The organism is Chryseobacillus diguaensis, assembly GCF_049220665.1.
In the GTDB taxonomy this organism is placed as follows: domain Bacteria; phylum Bacillota; class Bacilli; order Bacillales; family Bacillaceae; genus Metabacillus_B.
Genome location: NZ_JBMKNV010000013.1, coordinates 53382 through 73674, shown reverse-complemented (window position 1 = coordinate 73674; position 20293 = coordinate 53382). Strand labels below are relative to the sequence as shown.

The window sequence follows — 20293 nt, the reverse complement described above, 5'->3', positions numbered from 1 at the left end:
CCCCTTCATAAAAAAGGGGTCAAACATTAAAAGCTGAAACAGAATTTCTTAATTCTGCCGCCATGGAAGCAAGAAGCTGGGAGGCGGCTAGCAGCTCTTGCATCGTTGCATTTTGTTCTTCTGTTAACATCAATTTCTTTAATGCTTTCATTTGCTTGTTGACATTTGAAACGGCTTCGCCAACATGCTTGCTTCTTTTTTCAAGGTTTTGAATATGATCTAATATTTCCTGGAAAATAGAGCCCCATTGTGAACGAGTTCATTTCCCTTTGCAATAGCACCAGTACTCTCTTTCATTACAGCATTATTGGTTTCCTTTTGGGCAGAGGAGGGGGATCATCTGAATGTTTCCGGTTGCCTCTGCGGTCTGTTCTGCCAGTTTTCTTACTTCAGAAGCCACTACACCGAAGCCTTTTACAAGGCTTTTTTCAGATTCATTTGAAAGCGAATCCGGACCCAGTTTTTTAAGCAGTGCTTCGTATTCCTGAGACTGCTCATAAAGTGTACCGTAATGGCAAATAAAATAATTCGATGGTAATGAGTAGAAAGTCTTGTTTTATTAGAGGATTCATCGGGCAAAATAAATAGAGTGCAAACAGACCACCGAAAAAGGAGAAATGCGAAATGAACAAGGATGGATTGTTTCCGGTTGCCCAATTAGATGAAAACCATCTTAACAATTTAAAGAAGGCTGAACAGCTTCTAAGAGAAGAAACTGGAGAAGAAATTGTGATCATTGCATACCAGCATAAAAATAACCAGAATTAACATAGATTACTTAGTTAGTCATCCTTCCACATGCACAAGCTAAGAATGCGGGAGAAACCGCAGATTTTAGATTTTTCACTTAGGGGGATGTTTATGAAACGTAAGGCAGCAAGAAATCAGGCATATAAAAACAATTTTACCCCAACCGAAAGCTTGCCGGATTCTGAATTTGCGGCAGAATACAGCCATGAAAAATCCAAGAAGGCTGCTAACCGCAATTCCAAGCATGGAATGCAAGGTCAATAAGACGGAGGTCTAATATGTCCAAAAAGACAGAAAAAAGCCGTTCAATGCAAAATCACAAAAAACCAGCTGATAAACAGTTGCTTAAAGAAGAATTTGGACATGAACTGGGAGATATGAATGCAGCTAAAACGATCGAGCTGCTTGAATTAGTTAAGTATAAAAAGAAAGACCAGGAAGACAAATGCCAAAAAGAAAAAAAGTGAGGATTTTCCTCACTTTTTTCTACATAGCTTTTGAAGTTAAAGGCTTAGTGCCCATATAATAAGATTCTGTTTTGGAAAGAATCGGATCGAAATGGACGAGCAAATAGGTTTTTTCGGTATTGGTTTTTCCAGAATTATGATACTCTTGAAGATTAAATGGCAGAGCTTCAAGCACAGTATGCTTGTAAAGTTCTTTTTCAGTAAACTGCTTATTGGCAAATTTGCTTCCGAGCAGATCAGGATTTTCAAGGATCATCTTATATACCTTGTCCCGTTCCTCTTTTGATAATGAGTCGTCCCATAAAGGTTTTCTTGGCTTAAATTTATGTGTCATTAAGTAGTCGTACTTCATAAATCCTTCTGAAATAGATGTATACTCAGGAGCTGTTTCTTTAAGGAACTGCTGCAGCCTCTTATATAAATCTTCCAGCTGATGGCCAATACGGCTCCAGCCTTTTTGGTCCCAAAACGTTCCAAACTCCTGGAAGAAGTCAAAAGGTGTAGGGAAGACATGGTTGATTAAAAAGCCCATCGTTTCATCCATTCGGTGATCATTCCAATATTTCTCCAAAACGTCCTCTACTTGCTTTATTCGGATGATATCTTCAAAGGAAAGGACATTATTTTTCAGAATTTCATATGGAGAATGGTCCATATAGACATAATCATGCTGACTTGCATTCAAACGAAGTCCAGTGCCTCGAAGCATTTTCAAAAATCCCAGCTGAAGCTCCTCTGGTCCCAGAGCAAAAACGTCATTAAATGTCTTCTTAAAAGAAGTGTAATCTTCCTCTGGAAGCCCGGCAATTAAATCCAGATGCTGGTCGATTTTTCCTCCTTCCTTCACCATTGTGACGGTTCTAGTCAGCTTAGCGAAGTTCTGTTTACGTTTCACCAGCTCATTCGTATCGTCATTTGTTGATTGAACACCAATCTCAAAGCGGAACAAGCCTTTTGGTGCATTGTCATTTAGAAATTGGATAACTTCAGGGCGCATAATATCAGCTGTAATTTCAAATTGAAAAACGGTCCCGGGCAAATGCTCATCAATTAAAAACTGGAACATTTCAAGGGCGTAGCTTCTGCTTATATTAAACGTTCTATCCACAAATTTAATTGTCTTAGCTCCATTTTTCATTAAAAAGCGAATATCTTCTTTTACTTTTTCACGATCAAAATAGCGAACTCCTACTTCAATTGAAGATAAGCAAAATTGGCAGCTGAAGGGGCATCCGCGGCTGGTTTCGATGTAGGTCACACGTTTGGAAAGCTGGGGCAGGTCTTCTTTAAAACGGAATGGAGACGGCAGTTCTTTTAAATCCAGTTTATTGGCGCCGGGATTTACAATAACTTTTCCATTCTCCCTGTAAACAATCCCATTTACTTGACTTAAACACTTCTTTGCTTCAATAGATTCAAGCAAAAGTTTGAACGTTTGTTCACCTTCGCCAAGCACGATACAGTCTGCTTCAGGAATTCTATCCATCCACTCCGGTGCATCATAAGTGACCTCAGGGCCGCCTAGCACAATGACAAGAGAAGGCTGTATTTTTTTCAGCATTTGAATTACCTTTATTGTTTCTTCGATATTCCATATATAACAGCTGAATCCGATCACATCCGGTTTACGGGAAAATAAATCTGTCACAATGTTCATCGAAGGATCCTTGATGGTGAATTCAGCGAGTTCCACATCATATTCCGGTTCCGCGTAAGATTTAAGATAACGGATGGAAAGGCTTGTGTGTATATATTTCGCATTTAGCGTACTTGCAATAATTTTCATGTATAACACCACTTTTTTAGAATTGGCTTTATTAAACTTGACTGTTGATTTCCGCTGCAGGCACTCCCTTTTCGCGGGCGGACTCCAAATCAACAGGGTGCCAAAAATCAACATATAGCTATAACTGAGCCTTAGAATTAGTACTGTAAAGACCTATTCATTCTATCATATTCTCGCCAAAAAAAAAGAGAGGGAACCCCTCTCTGGTGTACTAGACTATTTTAAAAGCATCACGCATCTTTGAAGCTCGCAGCTCGATTAGCGGCTGTGTGAACAAACGTATGGAATTTGAAGACAGCAAATAAGCCACAAGAATAGCTGTTATTAAACAGAAGGAAAGATTTTGTCCATTTTCTTCCATCCAGTTATTTAAAATGGTGTATCTTATTCCATTAATAATAAACCCATGAAGCAGATACACATAAAGCGTCCTCGGTCCCCATCTTGTAAAAAAGGTTCTGGTGTTTGGAACTAATGCTAAAAAGCTAAGAACCGTCAAAAAAGTCAGTGCGTACAATCCCCCTGATAAAACCTCCAGCTGGCCCATTCGCTCCAACCTGAGAATAGGAAAGGGAACCATGCAGCCATTTAAAATCAAAGGGTACAAAATGGTATAAAATGAATGTCCCTAAGAGAATTCCTGCTGAAATCAATCTTCCTGATTTAGAAGCCAGCATTTCAAAATAGCTCCTTTTCATATAAAAGCCAAGTAAAAAAACCGGCAAAAATACAAATGTACGGGCAAGACTTAAGAAATTGGTAAGGAAATCAGCATATCCTGCAAGAATTCCTAAAAGTAATGACATGCCCATTACAGACTTCCAGTTCCATTTTGAAAGAATGAACAATAAAGCATTCCAATAAAACAGACTTAGTAAAAACCATAATGACCAATTAGGGTCAAGGAGGTTTAAATCGAGACTGCTCTCATTTTTTATATAATAGAAGAAAACGGTGTAGATTCCTTGAAAAATGAAATAAGGAAGAATCAGCTTTTTAACTAAATTCTTCAGATAGCCAGGCTTTTGAAAGCCTTTTGCAAAATATCCTGAAATGAGTATGAAGGCCGGCATATGAAAGGTGTATATCAGCTTGTATACTTGCATCATTAATTCGTTGTCTTCAATATAAGAACGAATTAAGTGGCCAAACACAACCAGAATGATCAGGAGAAATTTCGCGTTGTCAAAATAACTGTCACGCACTTTCATCGTGTTTCACCTCATCTTTCCGCCATTAGTATTGTAACCTATTCCCTTTTTTAAAAGCTTTTCCACCGAAAGATTGTTAAAAGGATTTAATCCAATCGTAACGATTTGAAAAATAATGTCGAAAACAGAAGAAATAAAATTCATAAAATGCCGTTGGAATTAACATAATTTTGGAGGAGTATGCAGGCACTTGTAGAAATAAAGGGTAGAAGTAAATGGCAGAAATGAAGCCGTGTGGAGAGGGGATCCTCAGGTTGAGCCGAATGATGGAAGCCGTTAGTGTCCAGCAACTCATGGAAGAAATTGATCAAATAAAAAGAGAGAAAAGCCTTTTAAAGATGGAAAACAAGAAGCTTAGCGCAAAGCTTGACTATTTCCAGGATATATTTAATGAATCCTTTGACGCTCTTATTATCTTAGATGAATCTTTAAACGTAATCAATGTGAATCATGCAGCCTGTGAGCTTCTTCAAATTCCGGAAGAAGCATTAAAACAGCGCAATTTAGGGGACTTTCTTGTCCCGCACACTGAGAGCGTTAAATCATATCTTGAAACCATTAAAAACGAAAAACAAACGAAAGACATTGTCCTGAAGCTTGATACAGGAATTTTGGAGCTTTCTATTGAAAAATACGGATTTGGCATGAAAGACCTATACATCATGAAGGATATTTCCTCAAAGAAGCTGCTGGAAAGAGAAAAAAATATGAATGAAAAATTATTCAAAGATCTATTCCAGCGAGCTGCAGATGGGATCGTTATTTTTGATGACAAAGGTCAATTTGTAGATGCCAATACTTCATTTTGCAGTTTATTCGAGATCCAAAAAAATACAATTTCCGAATGGAGTCTTTCCGACTTTATTGATAGAGGAAGCGAATGGAACCTTGAGCGTCTTCTGTCAGCTTTGCAGCAAAATGGCAAGGCGAAAGGGGAATTGCCTGTTGTATTAAAGCAAGGGCAAAAAAAAATCCTAGAGCATACAACGACTGCCAATATGATGAATGGCTACTCTATGGCCATCATGAGAGATGTTACCGAAAAGAGGACGATGGAGCTCAAATTGTTTAAAAGCGAGGAACGATTCAGGGAAGTATTTGAAAATGCTATTGATGCTATTATCATTTGGGACCCCATGGGAAATATCCAAAAAGCCAATCACGCAGCGACCAGAACATTTGAGCTTCCGATGGAACAGCTCTTAAAAAGCAATGTTCTCGATTTTATTGATCAGGATGATGCAAGGTACACATTAGTAAAAAGGGAATATATTCAGTCAGGAGCCATTCGTGAGGAATTGTTATTTATCATGGCTAACGGGCAGATTAAAGAACTTGAATTTACCTCCAAAATGAATGTGATGGAAGGAAATCATCTTACCATCCTTCGAAATGTCAGTGATCGGAAGCGGATGGAAAAAGAGCTTCGTGAGAGTGAACAGAAATTCCGAAAAATTTTCTCAAGCGGAATGGATGGCATTATCCTGTTTGACAATGAGTGCAATATCGTTGATGCGAATCCAATGGCTATTAAAATATTGGAAATTCCTGAAAAGAGAAACAGAGTATATAATTTGTATGAGCTGATGCCTAAAGAGCAAACAAGACTGTCAGGTAAAATGGCTCATGAAGTGACGCTTGAACTGCAGAATGGAGAGGAAAAGATCCTTGATTTTTCAGTTAAGCGAAATATTAACGACAATATCCATCTGGCCGTATTTAGAGATGTGACAGAACGGAAAGAGCTTGAAGAGAGATTGAGAAAATCAGATACACTTAGTGTAGTAGGTGAATTGGCAGCTGGTATTGCTCATGAAATCCGAAATCCAATGACCGCATTAAAAGGATTTATTCAGCTTCTTGAAGCAAGTGTAAAAGAAGACTTCTCGATGTATTTTAATGTGATTACTTCTGAACTCAGCAGGATTGAATCGATTATAACGGAATTTTTAGTGCTTGCTAAACCTCAGGCCGTTCATTATGAACAGAAAAGCGTACTTAAAATTATGAAAGATACGATGGAACTTTTAGGTGCACAATCTATCTTAAGCAATGTGCAAATGCATCTTAAAACAGATCCCGAACTTCCTTCCATTTATTGTGAATCGAATCAGCTTAAGCAGGTTTTTATCAATATCGTGAAAAATGCGATCGAAATTATGCCAGGCGGAGGAAATGTTTATATTGAGATTGCCCGTAAAGGAAAAGAGCGGCTTCTCATTTCTATAACGGATGAAGGAAGCGGGATCCCTGAGGATAAAATTAAGAGGCTCGGAGAACCCTTTTATACGACTAAAGAACGGGGAACTGGCCTTGGACTAATGGTAAGCTTTAAAATAATAGAGGAACATATGGGAGAAGTGGAAGTGAAAAGTGAGGCAGGCAAGGGAACGACTTTTTACATTACATTGCCTATTAACAAGTGTACTTCCAAATTGAGGTGAATATAAATGTACCAATATCAAACTTTAGACTCTCCGCTGGGGAAACTGGCTATTGTTTCCTCAGGTGAAAGGATTACTCATTTAATGCTTTCTGAGGAAGATTTAGAGCTTTTTAAAAAGAACTTTTTTGCAGAAGAAAAAAAATCTGATCTTCTTGATGATGCGATTCAGCAGCTAAAAGAGTATTTTGATGGCAATCGGGAAGTATTTGAGCTTCCTTTATCGTTCAAAGGGACTGATTTTCAGGAAGAAGTCTGGAATGAATTGTGTAATATTCCATATGGCGAGTCGAGAAGCTATGGTGAACTTGCAGAAAAAATCGGCCGTCCTAAAGCCGTACGTGCGGTTGGTCAGGCAAACCGTGCGAACAGGCTTCCCATCTTCATTCCGTGTCATCGCGTCATCGGGAAAAACAAATCCTTAACGGGCTATGCAGGCACTAAAACCAATCTGAAGGACTTGCTTTTGACATTGGAAGGGACAAGCTTTGCTAAATAGCAGTTCCCGAAATAAGCGTTTTTTTGATTGCTTGCCGCAAACTTTTTGAACCAACATATAATTCACTAATGGAAAGAAAGTTTCGTTAAGGAAAGATTGGTGAACTTTATGAAAGGATCAAGAAGGAAGAAAATTTTCTTTTTTTCGAGCATGTTTGAAAAAATAAATATCCTCACAAAAGAACAAAAAGAATCCCTGATTGACTATCTGGATCTTTATTCTTAATTAATGGCGAAAACCGCTGCAAATGGCAGCGGTTTTTATTTATTATGGGACTGGAACTTTCATATAGAAACAAAGACAAACATGAGAATAGCTTGTTTCACATATATATAATCAGAAATTAGCTGGAACCTATAAATCTTTCAATCGTATTCAAGGTGTAATGAATTCTTCATTAAAAGGGTATAGAACAGCAAATACCCTACCGTAATGGGTAAATGGCGCTACAGGGAGGAAAAAGATATGAATGAATTTATTACCCACTTTATGGAGCAGTTTGGCTATATAGGCATTTTCCTGATGATTGCTCTTGAAAATGTGTTTCCGCCAATTCCTTCAGAGGTTATCCTTCCGTTTGGCGGTTTTATGACAACAAACTCGGGATTGACTTTAATAGGAGTCATTATTGCTTCAACAGCCGGTTCAATTGCAGGAGCTATTATTTTATATTGGATCGGGAGAGCTCTTGATGTAGAACGGCTTGAAAAGATTGTAGACAAGTATGGCCGATTCTTAAGAGTAAAGAAAAAGGATATTCACAAAGCAGATGAGTGGTTTGATAAATATGGACCGTGGACCGTTCTATTCTGCAGAATGATACCTCTGGTGCGCAGTCTTATTTCCATTCCAGCAGGGATGTCCAATATGAATTTCAAGGTTTTTATTCTGTTCTCGACAATCGGAACGCTAATATGGAACACGGTTCTTGTCTCTCTTGGTGCTGCGCTTGGTGAATCATGGAGTACCATCGTTAATGCCATCGGGGTTTATTCGAAGGTAGTTTATGTTGCTATTGCATTTCTCCTTGTTGCTGCCTTTATTTGGTATACTAAACGTAAGAAGAGCCATTAAGGTTTTCCATAGGGCAGAGCGGGAGATGAGAGTTTGATTTATCAAGTTTTTTTCAGTTTGTTAATTGTCTATATTCTTGCAAGCTTAATTTTTTATTGGAGAAACAGCATTCAGTTTGCAGCTTATCTCGGCAATCTAAGAAAAACCTTGTATGCTCTTTTTCTTATTTCGTTATCCATTGGATTTATGCTTGGGAAGATTGATTTTACTAATTGGCAGCTTTTGGCGATTCTGGCGGGGTTTATGGTATTTACGGATTTGGCAATCTACCAGACCCCCAATATCCTAAAAATCTGGAATGCCGAATTCGAGCATGATGACAGGATCCGTAAAACAATCGAGAAAAATGAAGAGACACTTGGCTATATCGGTAAAAAATCAAATTGTTTCTCTCAAATCATCCAGGAATCAGAATCATATTTCTCAAGTAAAAATCCAGTGTCTGACCATACGGGCTATATGGCTGAAATAGCCTCCTACTTTGATCAATATTTGGATTCTTTTGGTTTTAAAGCAGCTTATTTTCCATTTGAAGAACCTTCATCTCAAACGGATTTGAGGGAGCATGTACAATCAGCTTTCAGCCTCCTGGAAATGAGGCACAATCTTTCTCTTGAGCTTGAAAACAGGGAGAAAATTATTCAGGATATGATGGATGGAAAAAGTCTCCCTATAAAAGAAGAATCTCTTTTCGCCATTTCGTTTTTCGGTACATATAATATGCTGATTACGATTAAAAGCGATGACGTGCCAGTTAATGGCATTGATGCCCTCAATATAGTAAACATGGCTTTCGTTTTTGAGTGGTATATGTGTTTATAGGAAAAAAATGTGGTATATTGATACTATAGCAATCTCTTAAAGGAGGATGCATAATGGCAGACAGTAAAAAATCTTCATTTGACGCTAAAATACAAACTCCGTTTAAAATGAGAGCGGCATTAAGGTCCCGTTCCAAAATGCAGCTTCAGGAAGTGAAGAATAAGCGTCCTTCCCATTCTGTTCCTGAATCGGAAATTTTTAAAGGCCTCAGCAGGATGAATAAGAAGGCGCTGGAAATTGTGAGCAATAACTAAAGCTTCTATGATCATTAAAATAAGTGCAAACAATATTTAAACTCAGCCGGGCTGCATCATAAGGCTGAGTTTTTCTTAGGATGGCATTTGATCCCTTCATACTTTTCAGAAACTTTGGATAGACTAAAAGTGTGGAGGGGAGGTTTAATATGCCGCCGCTTAGAAGAAAGAGTGATCACGTAAAAAGAAAACTGACTGTAGAGAAAATGGGTTTTTCCGTTTCTGCTCCAAACAGGGAGCTGATTTCGTACTACATTCAAAAAAATAGCAAAAGGCTGCTGAAAAAATAAGCAGCCTTTTTTAATGGAATTCTGCCGCTAGGCAGTAAAGTTAAGGAAAGTTGTTTGTACATAATAAAGTGCTTACGAAATGACAAGCTGATCAATCGCCTCTTTATAATTGCCTTGCAGAATTCCTTTTTCCGTTATGATCCCTGTGATTAGTTCATTAGGTGTTATATCAAATGCAGGGTTATAGACTTTTACTCCTTCTGGAGCAATGCGTGTTTCACCAATATAGACAACTTCCTCCGGGTTCCGTTCTTCGATCGGAATAACTGAGCCGGCAGGAATGGTAAAGTCAAAGGTCGATAACGGGGCTGCAATATAAAAAGGAATATCAAATGCGTTTGCAAGTATAGCAAGGTTGTAGGTACCTATTTTATTGGCGGTATCTCCATTGCGGGCGATTCTGTCAGCACCGGCAATAATAGCTGTAATCTTTTTGGACTTGATCGTATGGGCAGCCATATTGTCCGTAATCAGCGTTACATCCACACCTGCCTGCATAAGCTCCCATGCAGTCAGTCTGGATCCTTGGAGTACAGGCCTTGTTTCACAAGCGAACACTTTTAAATCGATGTCTTTTTGCTTGGCAATATAAAAAGGCGCCAAAGCGGTCCCGTATTTTGCAGTTGCAATGGAACCCGCATTGCAGATGGTCAAGATCCGATCTCCATCTTTAAACAAAGAAAGTCCGTTTTCCCCTATTGTTCTGCATACATCCTCATCCTCCACCTGAATGCGAATGGCCTCGTGAAGAAGATCTGTCTTTGCTTCATTAACGGTTTTGGCTTTGCGTGCTTTTAAGAGCAGGCGGTCCAGTGCCCAGACAAGGTTGACAGCTGTAGGTCTTGCGCTTGCAAGAAAATCTCTGTCTTTTTTAACTAATTCAATAAACTCCTGTATGGACCTCGTCTCATGGGATTGAGCTGACAGGGCCAAACCAAATGCAGCTGTTATTCCAATGGCAGGGGCACCTCTTACCTTAAGGGTTTTTATTGCTTCCCATACTCCTGCAGCATCAGTCAGCTTCAGATATTCTGTTGAATGGGGAAGCTTTTGCTGGTTTAGAAGCTTTATATGATTGTCATTCCAGATGACAGACCGGGGAATGGCATTTTGAACAGCTGTCATGGTGTTCCTCCTTTTTATTAGAGCTTGCTTCAATAATGCAGTTTTAAAGAGTCGTTTAAACTTTTTGTTCCAGCTCCTGAACAATCCTTCTAAGCTGTGCAGCATTTTTAATCTCATCCCGGTGCTTCACTAATGCAGCTCCAAGCTTTAATGCCTGCCTTTTCTTTTCGATGCGAAGAGAAAATGGGGTGATTTCGTCCAAGTCAGCCACATGGGCAAGCCCAATTGTTCGCCGAATTACTTCACATCCTGCAAACCCTATCGCATCCTCAAAGATTTGAGCTGTGACGTGCTCCAGATATCCCTCAATTTCAGAAAATTTTTCAAAGCTGTCTTTATTCCATGCTGCTGAGAACTCTCTAGCAAAAGTGTTCCAGGTGTTTTCTATACAGGAAAACAGCGGTTCTCGCGTACTTTCATCTCTGACTAGGGCATTTAAAAGGAGATTGGCAATAAACTGGCCAGGATCAAATCCAATTGGTCCGAAAAAGGCGAATTCAGGATCGATCACCTTCGTTTCTGTTTCTGATGCAAAAATGCTTCCTGTATGAAGATCTCCATGAACAAGTGCATCAGCTTCTGTTAAAAATTTCTTTTTCAGCTTAGCAACTTCAAGCTTTAAATAGGTATCCTGCCAGAGCTCTTCCACATCATTCCGCAGTTCCTCTTCAAAATCATTGGTTTCATGATCAAAGAAAGGATCTGTAAAGACTAAGTCCTCTGTAATATTGCAAAGATCCGGATTCGTAAACTGTTTCACCAAAAGCTTTTTCTTCTGAGGCTCCAATGCAAAATCAGAAGTATAAAAAAGCGTTTTTGCCATAAATGTTCCTATGTGCTCACCAAGAAGCGGAAATTCTTTTCTCTCGATTAGCCCCCTGCGTGCAATTTGTAAATGAGATAGATCTTCCATAATGGTGATCGCATAGGTGCGGTCTGCAAAAAGAACAGCTGGGACTAGTTCTTTCACAAATTGGGCCTGTTTCAAAAGAGCGCTGCTCTCAATTCTTGCTCTGTCGAGGGATAGAGGCCAGCTTTCTCCAACAACCTTTGCATATGGCAAGGCTTGTTTAATAATAATTCCCTTGCCAGTTTTTTGATTCACGATATGGAACACAAGATTCAAGTTTCCATCGCCAATTTCTTTGCATTCAAGTACACTGCCTTCATCAAAAAGTCTCAATCTGAGTGCAAGTGAGATAGCTGAGGCTTCTGTCAGCGGTTCATAAACGGATGATTTTACAATAGCCAATATACAGCCCTCCAATATTTTTATTGGGGCATATAATAGAAAAGCCCCTTTCTTTGAGAAAGAGGCTTGAAGGTTCATACTCCATGCCTCTTATCTCTCGAATAGAATAACGTTCTATTCGATGGAAGTAGCACCGTGCCTTGCGGAGTTAACTCCGGCGCAAGCTGCGCCCCATTTCACAATGGAATTACGGTCGGTTGCTGTTGGTGTCATCGGGCCAATTCCCTCTGCCAACTCTCGATAAGAGATCAAAATCATATGTGATTTTTCATTTTTTTAAAGATTCATAATTAGCGAACATTTAAAAAACTCGCTTGAGGAAGATGTTACAAGTTACCAGAAGGATTGTCAACCAATTTCTGAAAATTATTCCTGATAAAAAGAAGGAAGCCTGTCTTCGAATACAGGAATGGTTTGGCGCACTTCAGCTATTTTTGAAAGCTCGAGCCTTGCGTAAGGAGACCCTTCTTCACTGCCCGCTTCTGCGAGAATTTTTACCATTGGATTTTTCGGATCAGATCCTGAACGATTGTATGCTATGACAAAGCATTGATTCTCAATGGCTCTTGCTAAGAGAAGAGTCCGCCAATGATCAAGTCTTGGCACAGGCCATTTTGCCACAACAAAAAGGACTTCCGCAACGCGGACTGCATGGAAACTGGTCCACCGGGAACCGGATATCATAGCAAATGAGCCCGGGGCAGTTGAGACCTTCAAACGTATACAATCCATTTCCTTTTCCGCCTGTTAGGTAATGATGCTCATTCATTAGACGAAAAAGGTGAAGCTTGGTATATTCATGGATGTTTTCTCAGTCTTTGTTTACTGCAAATAGAGTGTTCGATATGCCCTGTGCCGTTTTTTTAGCAACAGAACCAGCCACAATATGAACCTGATGCAAAATTGCAAGGCTGCTTATAAAAGCAAGCGTTTTTGCACCCTCTGCATCAGCTGTTTCTTCAAGCCGTGTTAAATCATAGCCAGTCGTCCAAAGTTCTGGAAGGACAATAATATCAGGTTTAGGGATCTTGCTGCAGGCAATACTGATTTTTTCAGCAGCCTGCCTTTAATTGAATTCAGGTTCACCAAATTTTTATATCTAGCTGAATACAGGATATGTAAGGATTCATTTCATTTATGACGCCATTTTCAGAAAAATTTTTCTTTACAGACTCTTAATTACACTATAAGATTTGTGATTAGAATTTCAAGAATTTTTTGAGAAGGTGTTATGAAATGAAATCCTTTGAACAATCTGAGCTTTTAAAACGCCTGCCATCCCAATTCTTTGCAGCACTTGTTAAGAAAGTGGGACAAGCGCTAAAGGAGGGCTATGATGTCATTAATCTCGGACAGGGGAATCCTGATCAGCCAACACCCTCTCATATCGTTGAGAGGTTAAAAATAGCTGCTGAAGACCCAAACAACCACAAATATTCTCCATTTCGAGGGAAAAGCGAACTAAAGAAAGCTGTTGCTGATTTTTATCTTAGGGAATACGATGTAGAGATTAATCCTGAAACTGAAGTAGCTGTTTTATTTGGAGGAAAAGCTGGCCTTGTTGAAATACCTCAATGCCTGCTTAATTATGGAGATATCGCAATGGTGCCAGATCCGGGCTATCCTGATTACTGGTCCGGTGTTGAAATTGCAGGAGCTTCAATGGCATTCATGCCGCTATTAGAAGAAAATCAGTTTCTTCCGGACTATAAATCGATCCATCAGGATGTTTTAAAAAAAGCTAAGCTGATGTTTTTAAATTACCCGAACAATCCTACTGGTGCAACGGCATCTAGAGAATTTTTTGAAGAAACGGTCCAATTTGCAGAAGAACACAGCCTCTGTATAGTTCATGATTTTGCATATGGAGCTATCGGGTATGACGGTCATAAACCAGTCAGCTTTTTACAGACCGAAGGGGCAAAAGATAACGGAATTGAGATATACACCCTTTCCAAAACATATAATATGGCAGGATGGCGTGCCGGTTTTGCGATCGGCAACAAGTCGGTAATAGAGGCAATCAATCTTTTTCAGGATCATTTGTACGTCAGCTTATTTGGAGCCGTGCAATCAGCTGCCGCTGCGGCATTAACGGAATCTCAGGATTGCGTGAAAGAGCTTGTAGCGATGTATGAATCAAGAAGAAAAGCTCTTGTAGAGTCCTTCCAAGCAATCGGGTGGAAATTTCAAGCTCCTCCAGGGTCATTTTTCGCCTGGCTGCCTGTGCCATCTGGATACACGTCTGTTCAATTTGCTGATTATTTGTTAGATAAAACACATGTAGCAGTAGCACCGGGATCAGGCTTTGGCCAATTTGGAGAGGGGTATATCAGAATTGGCCTGCTGACAGAAGAACACCGAATTAGAGAAGCAGCAGAACGAATCGGTAGGCTCAATTTGTTTTAAAATAATTTATACAATGTTAATGAATAGTGTTAATTTTTGAGCACCTGTTGATTGGAACGGATACGGGAGACTAATGCGGGAGTGCGAGTGAAGGGAGACCCCGCAGGAGCGCAGCGACAGGAGGCTTCAAAACCGCCCGCGGAAAGCGTACGCCTGCTAGCTGCAATCAACAGACAAATTTAACAGAGCTAAAATTTTAAAAAATAGGTTGACAGTAAAATAAAATCTTGGCATAATCCAATTGAATTTAACTATTTTCTTTTTTCGGAAAATTCATGACTTACGATATAATTGAATAACGATTCTTATCAAGAGCAGGTGGAGGGACTAGCCCGATGAAGCCCGGCAACCGACTTAACATGGTTAAGCACGGTGCTAATTCTTGCAGCAGACGCTGGGAGATAGGAAGATTTGTGAAACTTTCAAACATCCTCTTCTTCCTGGCGAAGAAGGGGATTTTTGGCGTTTAAAAGCTTTTAGGAAGGCAGGTTTTACACATTGAGCGAATGGATTGCAACTTATCTTTTACATGATGCAAAGGGTGAGTTTTATAAAAAGGCAGAAGGAATCGCACTTGGACTTACAATTGGATCTTGGACTGATCTGCCGCAGCTGGAAAAAATCCAGCTGGAAAAACACAAAGGAAAAGTACTTGAAGTAACCGCGCTTGAAGAGGATGAACAGGCAAGCCGTTATTTGGGACAAAAAACGAAAAGAGCTTTAGTTAAAATTGCTTATCCATCCTTAAATTTCAGTCAGGACATTCCTGCCATTCTTACAACGGTTTTCGGAAAACTGTCTCTTGACGGGGAAGTAAAGCTAGTAGATCTTGAATTTCCTGTAGAATCTGTCAGTGACTTTAAAGGAGCAAAGTTTGGCATTGAAGGGATTAGGGAAATTCTTGGCGTTCACAACAGGCCTTTGCTGATGAGTATTTTCAAAGGTGTGATCGGAAGGGATATCGATTTTCTTGAAACACAGCTGAGAGATCAGCTGACAGGCGGTGCAGATCTTGTAAAAGATGATGAAATTCTTTTTGAAAATCCAGAAACGCCGTTTGAGAAAAGAATCATTGCCGGCAAAAAAGTCATTCAGCAAGTATTTGAAGAAACGGGCAAAAAGAAACTCTATGCTGTCAATTTGACAGGAAGGACTGCTGAACTTCGGGATAAAGCAAATAGAGCTGTAGAGCTAGGGGCAAGTGCCCTATTGCTGAACGTATTTTCCTATGGCCTTGATGTTCTTCATAGTCTTTCTGAAGATGAAGAAATAATGATTCCAATCATGGCGCACCCAGCTGTCAGCGGTGCTTTAACATCATCGAAATTTTATGGCTTTTCCCACTCTCTTTTGCTTGGAAAACTGGTTCGTTATGCCGGAGCCGATTTCTCATTATTCCCTTCTCCTTACGGAAGTGTTGCTTTAGAAAAAGCTTCAGCACTTGAAATTGCAGAGGAATGTACTGTTCAGCGGGCTATAAAACAAATTTTTCCTGTTCCATCTGCAGGAATTCATCCGGGTCTTGTCCCTTTATTGATCCATGATTTCGGGAACGAATCGATTATCAATGCAGGAGGAGGCATCCACGGACATCCGTATGGAGCTGTAGGCGGGGCAAATGCTTTTAGAGCTGCTATTGATGGGATGCTTGAAGGAATTTCTCTTCATGAAAAAGCGGAAGAAAACCGAAACCTTCAGGCAGCGATCGACTTATGGGGAGCTGAGGAGGTGAAAAGGGATTGAAGCCTGTTTTATTTTGTGACTTTGACGGAACGATAACAGAAAATGATAACATTATTCAAATTATGAAACACTTTCAGCCGACTGGCTGGGAAAACATAAAAAACACAGTTCTATCCCGTGAGGTTTCAGTTCGCGAAGGAGTAGGGAAAATTTTTTCCCTTCTCTCAAGCTCTGAAAAGAATAGCATCATCGAATTTGTCCTTTCCACAGCGTCCATTCGGGAGGGCTTTAAAGAATTTGTCCATTATGCAAAAGAAAATGGATTTCCGCTATACATAGTGAGCGGCGGCATTGATTTTTTTGTGAAGCCAATTCTTAAAGGTATCATTCAGGAGGATTTAATCTATTGCAACTCTGCAAGCTTTGAAGGGGAGACAATCGAAATTCTCTGGCCTCACAGCTGTGACTCAAATTGCCAAAATGATTGCGGTTGCTGCAAACCATCTATCATTAGGCAGCTGACAGAAAAAAACAATGAAATTATTGTGATTGGTGATTCTGTAACGGATCTTGAGGCCGCTAAACTCTCTGATTTTGTCATTGCCAGAGATTATTTGCTGGACAATTGCCGTGAGCTTTCCCTTAGGCATGAATCATTTACTGACTTTTTCGACGTTATGGATATTCTGGAGAAGAGGAGGGTGCTTTCATGAGTCTTCTTGAAGAGCGTTGGAAAGAGCTTGCCGATGTGAAAAGAGAATTGGCAGTAAGAGACTGGTTTCCTGGAACAAGCGGGAATTTAGCTATTAAAGTAGAGGATCATCCTGTCACTTTTTTAGTAACGGCGAGCGGCAAGGATAAGCGGAAAGAAACCGATGAAGACTTCCTTCTCGTGGATGCGAAGGGCAGGGCAATTCATTCAAATGGTTTAAAGCCTTCAGCTGAAACGCTTTTGCATGTCGAAATTTATGAAAAGACAAATGCCGGGTGCAGTCTCCATGTTCATACAGTAGATAACAATGTGATTTCCGAGGTTTATGGCGATGCGGGGGAAGTGACTTTTCAAGGGCAGGAAATCATAAAAGCCCTCGGAAAATGGGAAGAGAATGCCAGTGTCACAGTGCCCATCATTCCAAATTATGCGGACATACCTCATCTTGCTGAAACCTTCTCGAGATATGTAAGCGAGGACACTGGGGCTATATTAATCCGGAATCACGGCATTACAGTATGGGGGAAAAATGCTTTCGAGGCTAAAAAATATTTGGAAGCTTTTGAATTTTTATTCAGCTATCAACTGAAATTGCTAAATCTTAATCTAAAATCAGTTTACAGTTAGACACATAGATTTTAATAAATGGCAGTTTTCGCAAAGATTATTTCTATTCGTATAGTTTTAGAACACTCATAAAGATTAGTTTCGTGGCATCTTTTCTGAAAAATTTGCAACTGTATTCTTGCTCTATATTCCATTTAAATGGATGAAAAGTTTAAGAAAAGAGCCTATTAAATAAACAGAAAGATTTAATATTAAAGGAGGAACACAAAATGGCAACGATTTATTTTAAACATTCACAAAAGAGAATTGAGAATCAAGAGGAAGTAGCAGCTTTTCTTGAAAAAGAAAATGTCATTTATGAAAACTGGGATGTTACAAAGCTTCCTGAACGGCTGAAAGAGAACTATTCATTAACAGATGAAGATAAAGCAGAGATCCTGGCTGTTTTTAAAAATGAAATTGCTGATATTTCTGAGCGAAGAGGATACAAAGCACAGGATATCATTTCCTTATCAGAAAGTACCCCAAATCTTGAACAGCTGCTGAAAAACTTTCAACAGGAACACCATCATACAGATGATGAAGTGCGTTTTATCGTAAGCGGACACGGCGTGTTTGTTATTCAAGGTGAAGATGGTCCCTTTTTTGATGTCGAATTGAATCCTGGTGACCTGATTTCTGTTCCTGAAAACATTCGCCACTATTTCACTCTTCAGGAGGATCGCAAGGTGGTAGCAATCAGAATATTTGTCACTGCTGAAGGATGGGTACCCATATATGAAAAGGATGAAATAAAAGCCTGAATACGATAAAAAAAGGATTGACTGGCAAGCATCAGCCTTTCTCTGTGTTATTCAGCGGAGAAAAGCTGTTTTTTGTTTTTCATTCAATCCTTTTTCCGTTGTAAACGAATAGTATTGTGGTTCGTCTATCCGTAAAAAGTCATATGTTTTTTTTCTTCTGTATAAAATTTCATGCGATCCTCCAATGTACCTGTATGCAGTTCAAATTTATGTCCATCTGGGTCAGAAAAATAAATGGATGCTAAATCCTTTTCATTCCTTTTTCGGCCGGGAATAATGAATACTTTCAATTCATCCAATTTCTTTTTCCAGCTTTGAACATCCTCTTTAGCAATGGAAAAAGCAATATGGGTGTATGACTCATAAATCTCCTTCCTTGGTATTTCTTTTTCTTCGTTCAAGGCAATCTACAAACCGTTTAAATCAAAATAGGCAGTTGATTTTCCCTCCACAAGCAGTTTAGCACCTAATACTTTTCTGTAAAACGCTATTGAATGAGCCAAATTAGATACTGAAAACGTTAAATGATTAATCGAGTTAATTTTCATAAATAGTCTCCTTTTTGCATTTATTATTAAAGTAATGTAAAAAACGATAAAAATACAGAAAAATAAAAATTTTCTTTACTCTTTTGTGAAGGCTGTGGTAAATTCTTTACAATCCCTTATGATAAAAGGAGGATTCCGATGAAAATCCGATATAACTATGTGAAAAAAGAGGCAGTAAAGTACTGTGAACTTAACAGTACCCTGAAGGAAGCATATATGCTTTTAAAAGAAACAGGCTATCGATGTATTCCTGTCCTTAGTGACGAGGGAAGAAAGTTTGAAGGACTTATTTATAAAGTACATGTTTTAGAATATTATTTTGAGCAGGAAGGCAAGGATGATGATTCAATAGACCCTCTTGTTACCGAAAAAGAGAGTTTTGTGAATGAGAATGATTCTTTTATAAAAATTTTTATGACAATCAGAAGACTTCCTTTTCTAGGTGTTTTAAATGAAAATGGAGAATTTTCGGGTATTATGACTCATGCAAACATTATGGACGTATTGGAAGACTCATTCGGAATGAAAACAGGCGGTTATTTGCTGACTGTTGCTACAAAAGAACACAAGGGAGCTATTAAAGAACTGGTTTCGACAGTGAAGGACGTTAACATTGAAGGAATGCTGACTTTGGACAATGGAGACTATCTAAGAAGAATTGTGGTAAACCTTTCCCACGAATTATCGAAAAAAAAGCTTCAAAAAATTATCAGCAAGCTTGAAGAAAAAGACTTCCGCGTCACTTTTGTAGATGATGTGACCCAGAAAGAAACAGCTTCTGCAAAGTAAATAAAAAAATAGCACTGTAAAAGTGCTATTTTTTTATGGCTCTATTCATAAACTTTGTTTTTTTCACTTAAGTGAATTTAGAACAAAGCTATATCTCCAAATTTAAAGAAAAGATGCCGCGAATCCAATCTATATCCGTGTTATAAACCCATACGAATAGCAACAAATCTTTACACAAACAGGCTTTTTTATTTGCGTTAGTTATTTTTCCACTTCTGTATGGTCAATCGTACGATCCCTCTGTTCTTTCCATTTTTCAAAATCATTTAGGTCTTTGCCGATCTGTTTAACGACAAAGGCTATAACTGCTGCATCATCCAAAATTCCGAATCCGAAGATAAAATCCGGGATAAAGTCGAGAGGGGTAACAAAATAAAGTATAGCAATAACAATCATTATGAGAGATTTCCTTGGGAAATGAGGATATTCTCCTGTTTTCCAAGCCTTCAAAGCTTCTGCCAGCAGGGTAAGCCTTTGCCATACAGATTTGAGAGAACCCCTGTTTTTGCTTGCTTTTACAGCAGCATTCTTTAAAAGACCTTCTGTTTTTTTCTTATCATTAAGATAAGCTTTCGCCCTAGGGGCATATTTTTTTAGTATCCGATTGAACATGCTCTCACCTCATAAACCAAAAAATATGTTTTTTATTTATTTATCCTATATAAAAATGTTTAAACTTGTAAATGAATGGGAAAAAGATCTGAAAAGGAAATAGGAGTAAATATACAAAATATTTATTTTTTGGGAATTATTGATTCTATTCTATTTACAATTTTATTGGAATCTGTAATAATGCACAAGTGCCCTTT

The 20293-nt window shown here is 38.9% G+C and carries 19 protein-coding genes, 3 pseudogenes and 2 riboswitches; of the genes and pseudogenes, 15 read left to right on the top strand and 7 right to left on the bottom strand.

Annotated features, from left to right (window positions below):
* Positions 1–624 precede the first annotated feature (624 nt).
* From ACOT8F_RS17320 to ACOT8F_RS17310, 3 genes are all read left to right on the top strand, one after another.
* Positions 625–768, top strand: coding sequence for a hypothetical protein (locus ACOT8F_RS17320; RefSeq protein ID WP_421653163.1), 144 nt, complete (start codon positions 625–627; stop codon positions 766–768).
* Between the two features lie 93 nt (positions 769–861).
* Positions 862–1014: a hypothetical protein gene (locus ACOT8F_RS17315; RefSeq protein WP_421653162.1), complete on the top strand. Its 153-nt coding sequence runs from the start codon at positions 862–864 to the stop codon at positions 1012–1014.
* 14 nt (positions 1015–1028) lie between these two features.
* Positions 1029–1217 (top strand): hypothetical protein, encoded by a 189-nt coding sequence (locus ACOT8F_RS17310; RefSeq protein ID WP_421653161.1) that lies wholly within the window; start codon positions 1029–1031, stop codon positions 1215–1217.
* Positions 1218–1236: 19 nt separating this feature from the next.
* Here the strand turns inward: ACOT8F_RS17310 and ACOT8F_RS17305 are convergent, their stop codons facing one another.
* Positions 1237–3003 carry a B12-binding domain-containing radical SAM protein gene (locus ACOT8F_RS17305; RefSeq protein WP_421653160.1) on the bottom strand — a complete coding sequence of 589 codons (1767 nt, stop codon included), beginning with the start codon at positions 3001–3003 and terminating at the stop codon, positions 1237–1239.
* Between the two features lie 211 nt (positions 3004–3214).
* Positions 3215–4214 (bottom strand): annotated as a pseudogene (locus tag ACOT8F_RS17300) (acyltransferase family protein).
* A 263-nt stretch (positions 4215–4477) separates the two neighbouring features.
* Here ACOT8F_RS17300 and ACOT8F_RS17295 point away from each other — a divergent pair.
* The 6 genes from ACOT8F_RS17295 to ACOT8F_RS17270 all read left to right on the top strand — a co-directional run bounded on the left by ACOT8F_RS17295 (position 4478) and on the right by ACOT8F_RS17270 (position 9596).
* A complete protein-coding gene (locus tag ACOT8F_RS17295; protein ID WP_421653187.1) occupies positions 4478–6658 on the top strand; it encodes a PAS domain S-box protein in 2181 nt (726 codons plus the stop codon).
* 6 nt (positions 6659–6664) lie between these two features.
* A complete protein-coding gene (locus ACOT8F_RS17290; protein ID WP_421653159.1) occupies positions 6665–7156 on the top strand; it encodes a methylated-DNA--[protein]-cysteine S-methyltransferase in 492 nt (163 codons plus the stop codon).
* A gap of 465 nt (positions 7157–7621) precedes the next feature.
* Entirely contained in the window at positions 7622–8230 is a 609-nt protein-coding gene (locus tag ACOT8F_RS17285) for a DedA family protein (protein WP_421653158.1), read from the top strand.
* A gap of 33 nt (positions 8231–8263) precedes the next feature.
* Complete coding sequence (locus ACOT8F_RS17280) at positions 8264–9052, top strand: type II toxin-antitoxin system SpoIISA family toxin (protein WP_421653157.1); 789 nt, start codon at positions 8264–8266, stop codon at positions 9050–9052.
* A gap of 53 nt (positions 9053–9105) precedes the next feature.
* The gene (locus ACOT8F_RS17275) at positions 9106–9306 is read left to right on the top strand and encodes a hypothetical protein (protein ID WP_421653156.1); all 201 of its coding nucleotides are present in this window, start codon (positions 9106–9108) and stop codon (positions 9304–9306) included.
* Positions 9307–9455: 149 nt separating this feature from the next.
* On the top strand, positions 9456–9596 hold the full coding sequence (locus ACOT8F_RS17270) for a hypothetical protein (protein ID WP_421653155.1): 141 nt from the start codon (positions 9456–9458) through the stop codon (positions 9594–9596).
* A 72-nt stretch (positions 9597–9668) separates the two neighbouring features.
* Here the strand turns inward: ACOT8F_RS17270 and mtnA are convergent, their stop codons facing one another.
* From mtnA to ACOT8F_RS17255, 3 genes and pseudogenes are all read right to left on the bottom strand, one after another.
* Complete coding sequence (mtnA, locus tag ACOT8F_RS17265) at positions 9669–10721, bottom strand: S-methyl-5-thioribose-1-phosphate isomerase (protein ID WP_421653154.1); 1053 nt, start codon at positions 10719–10721, stop codon at positions 9669–9671.
* Between the two features lie 55 nt (positions 10722–10776).
* A complete protein-coding gene (gene mtnK, locus ACOT8F_RS17260) occupies positions 10777–11973 on the bottom strand; it encodes an S-methyl-5-thioribose kinase (RefSeq protein ID WP_421653153.1) in 1197 nt (398 codons plus the stop codon).
* A gap of 87 nt (positions 11974–12060) precedes the next feature.
* A riboswitch (SAM riboswitch) is annotated at positions 12061–12220 on the bottom strand.
* A gap of 119 nt (positions 12221–12339) precedes the next feature.
* Positions 12340–13103, bottom strand: a pseudogene (locus ACOT8F_RS17255) (carbon-nitrogen family hydrolase).
* A gap of 106 nt (positions 13104–13209) precedes the next feature.
* On the opposite strand from ACOT8F_RS17255, the gene ACOT8F_RS17250 reads away from it, so the two are divergent.
* From ACOT8F_RS17250 to ACOT8F_RS17230, 5 genes are all read left to right on the top strand, one after another.
* Positions 13210–14382: a pyridoxal phosphate-dependent aminotransferase gene (locus ACOT8F_RS17250; protein WP_421653152.1), complete on the top strand. Its 1173-nt coding sequence runs from the start codon at positions 13210–13212 to the stop codon at positions 14380–14382.
* Positions 14383–14684: 302 nt separating this feature from the next.
* Positions 14685–14790: riboswitch (SAM riboswitch) on the top strand.
* Positions 14791–14880: 90 nt separating this feature from the next.
* A complete protein-coding gene (gene mtnW, locus ACOT8F_RS17245) occupies positions 14881–16125 on the top strand; it encodes a 2,3-diketo-5-methylthiopentyl-1-phosphate enolase (protein ID WP_421653151.1) in 1245 nt (414 codons plus the stop codon).
* Positions 16122–16778, top strand: coding sequence for a 2-hydroxy-3-keto-5-methylthiopentenyl-1-phosphate phosphatase (locus tag ACOT8F_RS17240; protein ID WP_421653150.1), 657 nt, complete (start codon positions 16122–16124; stop codon positions 16776–16778). Before mtnW ends, ACOT8F_RS17240 begins: the two co-directional genes overlap by 4 nt.
* Positions 16775–17404 carry a methylthioribulose 1-phosphate dehydratase gene (locus tag ACOT8F_RS17235; protein ID WP_421653149.1) on the top strand — a complete coding sequence of 210 codons (630 nt, stop codon included), beginning with the start codon at positions 16775–16777 and terminating at the stop codon, positions 17402–17404. Before ACOT8F_RS17240 ends, ACOT8F_RS17235 begins: the two co-directional genes overlap by 4 nt.
* Positions 17405–17613: 209 nt before the next feature.
* A complete protein-coding gene (locus ACOT8F_RS17230) occupies positions 17614–18147 on the top strand; it encodes a 1,2-dihydroxy-3-keto-5-methylthiopentene dioxygenase (RefSeq protein WP_421653148.1) in 534 nt (177 codons plus the stop codon).
* Positions 18148–18272: 125 nt separating this feature from the next.
* Here ACOT8F_RS17230 and fosB read toward each other — a convergent pair.
* Positions 18273–18695 (bottom strand): annotated as a pseudogene (fosB, locus tag ACOT8F_RS17225) (metallothiol transferase FosB).
* Between the two features lie 138 nt (positions 18696–18833).
* Here fosB and cbpA point away from each other — a divergent pair.
* Positions 18834–19484 (top strand): cyclic di-AMP binding protein CbpA, encoded by a 651-nt coding sequence (cbpA, locus tag ACOT8F_RS17220; protein WP_421653147.1) that lies wholly within the window; start codon positions 18834–18836, stop codon positions 19482–19484.
* Between the two features lie 201 nt (positions 19485–19685).
* Here the strand turns inward: cbpA and ACOT8F_RS17215 are convergent, their stop codons facing one another.
* Positions 19686–20096, bottom strand: coding sequence for a YkvA family protein (locus ACOT8F_RS17215; protein WP_421653146.1), 411 nt, complete (start codon positions 20094–20096; stop codon positions 19686–19688).
* Positions 20097–20293 lie beyond the last annotated feature (197 nt).